The organism is Stenotrophomonas sp. PS02298 (genome assembly GCF_029959445.1).
Lineage (GTDB): Bacteria > Pseudomonadota > Gammaproteobacteria > Xanthomonadales > Xanthomonadaceae > Stenotrophomonas.
Map to the genome: position 1 here is coordinate 19,612 of NZ_JASCOR010000054.1, position 7,715 is coordinate 27,326.

A 7,715-nucleotide genomic window follows, 5' to 3' on the forward strand; every position below is an offset into this window, starting at 1 on the left:
TATGTATTCCATTGCCCGCCCCTTCCTGTTCACCCTTGATGCCGAGCGCGCGCACGGCCTGGGCCTGTCCGCGCTGGATCTTGCCTGGCGCACCGGCACCACGCCGCTGATTGCCGGTCGCATCAAGCCGCTTCCCACCCCGGCGTTCGGCCTGAGCTTCCCCAACCCGGTTGGTCTGGCCGCTGGCCTGGACAAGAACGGCGAGCACATCGAAGCCCTGTTTGCATTGGGCTTCGGCTATGTCGAGATCGGCACCATCACTCCGCGCCCGCAGGCCGGCAGCCCCAAGCCGCGCCTGTTCCGCCTGCCTCGGCACAACGCCATCATCAACCGCATGGGTTTCAACAACCTCGGTGTTGATGCACTGGTGAAGAACGTGGAGGCGGTCAAGCATCGTCCCGGCCCGCTCGGCATCAACATCGGCAAGAACAAGGACACGCCCAACGAGGACGCGCTGTCCGATTACCTGATCTGCATGGAAAAGGTCTATCCGCTGGCCGACTACATCACCGTCAACATCTCCTCGCCTAATACCGCCGGCCTGCGTGAACTGCAGGAAGAGCAGGCATTGCGGCGGCTGGTTGGCGGCCTGCGCGAGGCGCAGGAGCAACTGGCAGCCAAGCACGGCAAGCGCGTGCCGATGCTGGTCAAGGTTGCGCCGGACCTGAGTGACCGCGACATCGATGCCGCCGCCCGCGTACTGGGCGAACTGAGCGTGGATGGCGTCATCGCCACCAACACCACCATCGGCCGACCCACGGTCGAAGCCGATCCACTGTCCAAGGAAATCGGTGGCCTGTCCGGCGCGCCCTTGCTCGGCCAATCCACCCTGGTATTGCGGCGCCTGCGTGCGCGCCTGCCCGAGTCGGTACCGTTGATCGGCGTCGGTGGCATCAGTTCGGGCGCGGATGCTGTCGCCAAGATGGCAGCTGGCGCGACCCTCGTGCAGTGCTACAGCGGGCTGATCTTCCAGGGCCCTGGCCTGATCGGCGACTGCGTGAATGCGATCCGTCGCCGTCGTGAATCCCCGTCGGGAGGCGCCGTCGCTCCGCTATGACGAATGCCGCCCCAGCTTGGTCGTTGACCGAGAACGCTCCACTGCGCCACCTCAACACCTTCCATGTCGACGCCCGTGCACCGCGCATGTTGCGTATCGCCGATCCCATTGCCCTGCCTGAAGCGCTGGCCGCCATCGGTGCGGCAGACCTGCTTGTGCTTGGCAGCGGCAGCAACGTGCTGCTGGCCGCCGATCCGGAAGATGTGGTGCTGGTGTTTGAAAATCGCGAGATCAGCGCACTGGAACACCGCGCCGACCACACCATCGTCCGCGCGGGCGCTGGCGTGATCTGGCACGAACTGGTGATGTGGTCCTTGAACGAAGGCCTGTCCGGCCTTGAGAACCTGGCACTGATCCCCGGCACCGTCGGCGCCGCGCCAATCCAGAACATCGGCGCCTATGGCGCCCAGATCGGTGAGTTCATCCAGATCGTCGAGGCCTGGGACCGGCAGGAACAGGCCTGGGTGCGCCTGGACCAGGAAGCCTGCCGCTTCGGCTACCGCGACAGTCTGTTCAAGCATGAGGCCGATCGCTACCTGATCACCGCCGTCGAGTTCCGCTTGCCGCTGCTGCACGAGCTGCAGCTGGACTATGCCGGCATCCGCGAGGAGCTGCAGACCATGGGAATTGAGTTCCCCGTCTCTGCCGACGTCGCCAATGCCGTCATCGCCATCCGTCAACGCAAGCTGCCTGACCCGGATGTACTCGGCAATGCCGGCAGCTTCTTCAAGAACCCGATCCTGCCGCTGGAACAGATCGACGTGCTGCAGCAGCACTACCCCGAGCTGCCGGTGTTCCCCGGCAACGATGTCGGCAACCGCAAGGTATCGGCGGCATGGATGATCGAGCAGGCCGGCTTCAAGGGCCAGCGCGACGGTGATGCCGGCGTTTCGCCCAACCACGCCCTGGTGCTCGTCAACCACGGCAATGCCACCGGCGCCGAGCTGCTGGCGTTTGCCCGACGTGTGTCTGCAGCCGTGCTGGAGAAGTTCGGCGTACCGATTGAGCCCGAACCAAGGCTGGTTGGCGCCCGCTGGTGAATACTGCCTTGGCTGCACCCCGCTCCACCGCAATGCGCGCTGCCGTGCTGATGTTCGGCAGCGCCATGGCTTTCGGCCTGATGGCCATCGCCATCCGCCTGGCAACCGCCTATGTCCCCACCCAGGAAGTAGCGTTCTTCCGCAACAGTTTCGGCCTGCTGGCGCTGTTGCCGATGCTGCTGCGGCCGGGCCACGCGCCGTTGCGTACCCAGCAGTTGCCGCGCTACTTCCTGCGCAGCGCAATTGGCCTTGCCTCGATGTTGTGTGGCTTCTGGGCCATCGGCCACCTGCCGCTGTCGCAGGCCATCTCCCTGTCTTACTCCACACCGTTGTTCGTAACCATCGCCGCCGTGCTGTGGCTGGGCGAGACGGTCCGCTTCCGCCGCTGGGCGGCGGTGATTGTCGGCTTCATCGGGGTATTGGTGATCGTCCGTCCAGGCGCCCACAGCTTCGAACTCGGCAGCCTGATCGCAGTGCTGGCCGCCGTGCTCAGCGCGCTGGTCGCGATCCAGATCAAGCAGCTCACCCGCGTCGACAGCCCGGATACCGTGGTGTTCTACACCTATGTGTTCTGGGTGCCGTTGTCGTTGATTCCGGCATTGTTCGTCTGGGTCTGGCCGACCGGCATCGCCTGGCTGTGGCTGGTGGCAACCGGCGTGATGGGCACACTGGGCCAGCTGCTGTGGACCCGCGCGCTCAAGCTGGGCGAAGTTTCTGCTCTTACCCCGATCAGCTTCACCCAGCTGCCCTTGGTGGTAGTCATGGGCTGGCTGCTGTTCGGTGAAACACTGGACCGCTGGACCGTGATCGGCGCCCTGATCATCCTCGGCGCCAACGCTTACATCGCCCACCGCGAAGCGGTATTGGCGCGTCGGCAAGACATCCTGCAGAACGCCCGGGCCGGCGACACCCCGGCCTGACTTGAGCCCAGCCGTCGTCAGCTTTGCAGCAGCATCACCAGCAACGGCGCGACGGCCACGTTCAACACACCGGCCATCACCATCACCAGCCCGGCGATTGCACCCTCGCTCTCGCCCAGCTCGCGCGCCTTGGCCACACCCATGCCATGCGCGCCCATGCCAAACAGCGCACCACGTGCCATCGCACTGCGCACCGGCAGCAGCTTGAGCAGCACCTGCCCGCACAGCGAGCCGCAGACGCCGGTGATGATCACGAACACTGCGGTCAGCCCGGGGATGCCGCCAATACGCCCGGAGACGTCCATCGCGAACGGTGTGGTGACCGAGCGCGGCGCCAGGCTCAGGCGCAGCTCCGGCGACAGATGCAGGGCCGTGGCCATCGCCCACGCAGCGACGATCGCCACCCCGCTACCGACCAACACACCTGCACCCAGCACCTTCCAATGCCGCGCAATCAACGCCCGCTGCTGATGGATGGGCACCGCGAACGCAACGGTCGCCGGCCCCAGCATTGCCACCAGCCAATGCGTGCCACGCAGGTAGTCCTGGTAGTTCGCGTGCAACACCAACGCAAGACCCAGCAGGACCAATGGCGCAGTGATCAACGGTGACGCCCAGGCCTTGCCGCTGCGCAGATACAACTGTTTGGCCAGCAGGTAGACCGCCACCGTCAGCACGGCCCAGAACACCGGCCACCGCAATTGCCCCGGTTGTTGGATCAGCGCCTCAAGCTTCATGGCGCAGGCTCCACCGCAGCAACAGCTCGACGGTCACCGCCGTGCTTGCCATCACCAGCAAGGTGCCGCCGACCACCACCAGCAACAGTTTCAGTCCAAGCAAACCGAACATCTGCCGGTTGTCGAGCAGGATCATTGCCGCTGGCACGAAGAACAACAGCATTTCCGCCAGCAGCCACTGCGCACCACGCGCAAACGAGCGCGGCGACAACCAGCGCATCGCGAAGGCCAGCAGCAGCACCAACAAGCCAACGATACCGGCGGGTACCGGCACGCCCAGACGCTGCATCAGCGCCTGCGCCAGTAGCCAGATCACCACCAGCACGCCGATCTGCAAGCCGGCGCTACGGCGCAACCCGCGTCGCAGGCCCAGTTGGCCGCGACGCAATGACGACACCAAGGTTTCCATTCCTCCTATGTACGCCGGGCTTATCTATAAATAAAATGAATTGATTGCATCCACAGGATTCCATTCAAGAATGGATATCAGGCAGCTACGCATGTTGGTGGAAGTGGTCCGCCATGACGGCTTTTCAGCGGCCGCCGAAGCGGTATTCGCGACCCAGCCAACCATCAGCAAGGCCATCCGCCAGTTGGAGGATGAGCTGGGTGAAGTGCTGCTGCAGCGCTCCCGCAATGGCGTGCGGCTGACCCCGGCCGGGCAGATCGTCTACCGCCGCGCACTGGCCCTGCTCGGCGAACGCGAAGACATGTTGCGCGAACTGGAAGAACTGCGCGATCTGCAGCGAGGCGAACTGCACCTGGGCCTGGCTTCGCTCGGCAGCGACATCCTGTTCGCGCCGGTGTTTGCACGCTTCCGCCAGCTCCATCCGCAGATCGAGTTGCGCGTGCTCGAACGTGGCAGCGAGGCACTTGAGGAAAGCCTGCGCGCCGGCGAAATCGAGCTGGCCGCCAGCCTGCTGCCGGTCGCCGACGACCTGGACTGGCAACCGGTCCGCACCGAACCGCTGGTCGCGCTGCTGCCGCGCCAGCACCCATTGGCGGGTTCGGCCAGCCTGCAGCTGCAGGATCTGGCAGAGGTGCCTTTTGTGCTGTTCGAAAAGGGCTTCCTGCTGAACCGCCACATCATCCAGGCTTGCCAGGCTCGCGGCTTCAGCCCGCGCGAAGTCACCCGCAGTGGGCAACCGGACTTCATCGTCGCGCTGGTCGCGGCGGGTCTGGGCGTGGCCCTGCTGCCACGCATGATCGCCAACGCCCGCCCACGTGCGGACGTCATGATCGTGCCGCTGGATGAGCCGGAGCTGGACTGGAAAATGGTGCTGGCCTGGCGTCGCGGCGGTTATCTGTCCGCCGCCGCGCAGGCCTGGCTGCGGCTGGTGGAGGCGCAGCACAACCAGGCCGATTGATACTTACGCCGTCGACAACTTCGGCGCCCCCTGCAGGCGCTGCGCCACCTGCGCAGCGTCGACCGCACGGTCATACAGGAAACCCTGGCCAATCCGGTAACCGGCCTCGATCAGGATCTGCCGCTGGCTGGCGTTCTCCACCCCCTCGGCAACCAGATCAAGGCGCAAGCTCGGCCCAAGCTTGCCGACCGCTTCGACTATCGCGCGGATCGATGGCTCGGCCACCATGCGGGCGACGAAGCTGCGATCGATCTTGAGCACATCAATCGGGTAATCGCGCAGGTGCGCCAATGAGGAATGCCCGGTGCCAAAATCGTCCAGTGCGATCCGCATGCCGGCCTCCTTCAACAGACCCAGCGCACGGGCAACGAAAGCAGAGCCACGATCGGTCAGTACCTGCTCGGTGATCTCCAGCTCGATCAACACCGGGTCGACGGCAAACCGCTGCAGCTTCTCCAGCAGGATCTCGGCAAAGTCGTCACGGAGGAACTCCACTGGCGCGGCATTGATCGCGATCGGCAGCACCTGCAGGCCCTGCGCCTGCCACGCACGGATATCCGCCAGTACCTGCAGATGCATGGCCTCGGCCAGACGGGAAGCCAGCTCATAGTCGCGAAACGCCTCATCAAGCTGGCAGTCTTCACCGATACCCTTGTCTTCGACGCAAGGCCAACGCAGCAATGCCTCGTAACCGACGACGCGACCATCCTGCAGGTTCACCTTCGGCTGGTAATGCGGCACCACGCCACCGTCGCGCACCAATTGGCGCGCCATCAAGCGTTGATTCGCTGCCTCCTCGGCGATGGCCATCAACCGCCGACTGTACAAACGCACACCACCGCGCCCGTTGGCCTTCAGATCATTCAAGGCGGTGTCGGCTGCTTTCAACAGCTCCGCCGGATCACAGGCATCGCGTGGATACATGGCACAGCCGATACTCATCCCGGTATTGATCACCTGCCCGGCAAAGGTCACCGAGCTTTCCGCCAGCAAGCTGATGCCTTCGGCGACCTGCAGCAACTCCGCCTCACCGGCAATGTGTTCCAGTACCACCGCAAATTCATCGCCACCCAGGCGCGTGACCAGCGTCGTGTCGGAAACGTGCGCCGCAACCCGCCTGGCCAGCACCCGCAGCAGGTGATCGCCAGCCGAATGCCCCAACGTGTCGTTGACGTGCTTGAAGTGATCCAGGTCGATGATCATCAACCCAAGGGTTCCATTGCACTCACGTTGGCGCTGCAAGCTCAGCCGCAGCCTGCGATTGAACGAGCGCCGATTTGGCAAACCGGTCAACTCATCGATTTCGCAGGCGATCCGCAGCCGCCGTTCGGCGTGCTGCTGTCGGCTGACATCACGCGAGACACACAGGATGCCGTTCACCTGTCCTTGCCCGTCAAACATCGGGGTGAGGACGTTGTCCCAGAACTGCGTAAGCGCGCCTTCGCTGCCGGTCTGGCCCGCAAAGCGCGCCGCCCGCCCACCCGCGGCCTGCGCCAATGCTCGCCGTCCCTTGTTGCGAAAAGCCGCAGGCAAAAGATCGGCCCACTGCATTCCGAACGTGCGCTCGTCCTGCGGCAGCCCGAATGCCACGCAGCCGGAGCGATTCATGTGCCGCACCGTGCCGTCGCTGTTTATCACCTGGATGCAGTCCATGCTGGCATCCAGCATCCGGTCCTGCAGATCCAGACTCTGCTCCAGAGAATGACGCAGGCGACGCCTGGCACTGATATCCGTCATTGTTACCGCCTGCAACGGAACCTCCGCAGCGGGGCTCCCCAGGCGCACCTCGAACCAATGTTCGATGCCAGCCTCGTCCTGCAGACGACATTCAAATGCGGGCGCATGTCCATGCAGCAGGAACTCGCGCCAGCCCGCTATCGCCAGCACACGCTCATCGGCATGCACACGCTCAAGCCAATCACGTGAACTTCCCAGCGCCGCATCATTGCCGAAGAACTCACGCCAACGCAGATTGGCCTGCACGGGCACGCCATCGTGAACCATCGCAGCCATCTGCGGCAATGCGTCCAACACTGCCTGCAACTGCACATACAAATCCGTCAATCGCCCCCTCCCTGGTGACGGTTCAACAGCCTCGTCCCAAAGCATTGCACTTCCCCCTGATGCATTGCCTCCACCGATCACGCAGCAACATCATGCAGTACAGCAGGCGTCGCTGAAGTGAAAACCGTGTGTACGCCGTGGCGAAGGAAAACGATTACAGCGCAGTGACACATCGCAATGGTGTCCAACATCCGGTGGCGCATAGAAACGCAAGCGCGCTTGAGGGTCGGCAGGGAATCGTTACGTACAGGGCCAAAAACCACCTAAGCGATTGAAACGCAATGATAATTGCCTTGTCCCGATAGCGCATCTCCCCGTCTATGGGGCCTGTTCAAGGACTTTCGCTGTATAGCTCAGCGGCGCCACTTCCCTATCAAGGTCGAGATGGTAGTCGCCGAAGCGGTTGATGTGGCTGGTCCGATAAGGCGACAGGCCGGCCAGGATCTCGGGCGTCAGTTCAATCCCCTCCTTCCTCATCTCGGCCAAGGTCCGGCTCATGCCTTCCACGTTGTGGAGGATGATCATGTTGG

Annotated in this window: 8 protein-coding genes; 4 read left to right on the plus strand and 4 right to left on the minus strand. The window is 63.8% G+C overall.

Going from position 1 to position 7,715, the window contains the following annotated elements; all coding sequences use genetic code 11:
- Position 1 precedes the first annotated feature (1 nt).
- Genes QMX78_RS10100 through QMX78_RS10110 form a run of 3 tightly spaced genes read left to right on the plus strand, consistent with a single transcriptional unit; the run spans position 2 to position 3,017 of the window.
- Positions 2 to 1,057 (plus strand): quinone-dependent dihydroorotate dehydrogenase, encoded by a 1,056-nt coding sequence (locus QMX78_RS10100; protein ID WP_282269016.1) that lies wholly within the window; start codon positions 2 to 4, stop codon positions 1,055 to 1,057.
- A complete protein-coding gene (gene murB / locus QMX78_RS10105; protein ID WP_282269018.1) occupies positions 1,054 to 2,097 on the plus strand; it encodes a UDP-N-acetylmuramate dehydrogenase in 1,044 nt (347 codons plus the stop codon). Before QMX78_RS10100 ends, murB begins: the two co-directional genes overlap by 4 nt.
- Positions 2,098 to 2,129: 32 nt before the next feature.
- Positions 2,130 to 3,017, plus strand: a complete 888-nt coding sequence (locus QMX78_RS10110) for a DMT family transporter (protein WP_282269030.1) — start codon at positions 2,130 to 2,132, stop codon at positions 3,015 to 3,017.
- A 17-nt stretch (positions 3,018 to 3,034) separates the two neighbouring features.
- Here QMX78_RS10110 and QMX78_RS10115 read toward each other — a convergent pair whose 3' ends face one another.
- Both QMX78_RS10115 and QMX78_RS10120 read right to left on the minus strand, forming a co-directional pair.
- Positions 3,035 to 3,754, minus strand: a complete 720-nt coding sequence (locus tag QMX78_RS10115; RefSeq protein ID WP_282269020.1) for an LrgB family protein — start codon at positions 3,752 to 3,754, stop codon at positions 3,035 to 3,037.
- Positions 3,744 to 4,151, minus strand: a complete 408-nt coding sequence (locus tag QMX78_RS10120; RefSeq protein WP_282269022.1) for a CidA/LrgA family protein — start codon at positions 4,149 to 4,151, stop codon at positions 3,744 to 3,746. Before QMX78_RS10120 ends, QMX78_RS10115 begins: the two co-directional genes overlap by 11 nt.
- Before the next feature lie 82 nt (positions 4,152 to 4,233).
- Between QMX78_RS10120 and QMX78_RS10125 the strand changes: the two genes are divergently transcribed.
- Positions 4,234 to 5,121, plus strand: a complete 888-nt coding sequence (locus QMX78_RS10125) for a LysR family transcriptional regulator (RefSeq protein WP_282269024.1) — start codon at positions 4,234 to 4,236, stop codon at positions 5,119 to 5,121.
- 3 nt (positions 5,122 to 5,124) lie between these two features.
- On the opposite strand, the gene QMX78_RS10130 is transcribed toward QMX78_RS10125, so the two are convergent.
- Both QMX78_RS10130 and QMX78_RS10135 read right to left on the minus strand, forming a co-directional pair.
- Positions 5,125 to 7,185, minus strand: coding sequence for an EAL domain-containing protein (locus tag QMX78_RS10130; RefSeq protein ID WP_282269026.1), 2,061 nt, complete (start codon positions 7,183 to 7,185; stop codon positions 5,125 to 5,127).
- Positions 7,186 to 7,503: 318 nt separating this feature from the next.
- Positions 7,504 to 7,715: Tn3 family transposase (locus QMX78_RS10135; protein ID WP_282269028.1), on the minus strand; the 212-nt coding region annotated here is incomplete at its 5' end.

Excerpts from the sequence above, each read along its gene's own strand:
- murB (WP_282269018.1), top strand. The coding sequence starts at position 1,054 with ATGACGAATGCCGCCCCAGCTTGGTCGTTGACCGAGAACGCTCCACTG.
- QMX78_RS10125 (WP_282269024.1), top strand. The coding sequence starts at position 4,234 with ATGGATATCAGGCAGCTACGCATGTTGGTGGAAGTGGTCCGCCATGAC.
- QMX78_RS10115 (WP_282269020.1), bottom strand. The coding sequence starts at position 3,754 with ATGAAGCTTGAGGCGCTGATCCAACAACCGGGGCAATTGCGGTGGCCG.
- QMX78_RS10110 (WP_282269030.1), top strand. The coding sequence starts at position 2,130 with ATGCGCGCTGCCGTGCTGATGTTCGGCAGCGCCATGGCTTTCGGCCTG.
- QMX78_RS10100 (WP_282269016.1), top strand. The coding sequence starts at position 2 with ATGTATTCCATTGCCCGCCCCTTCCTGTTCACCCTTGATGCCGAGCGC.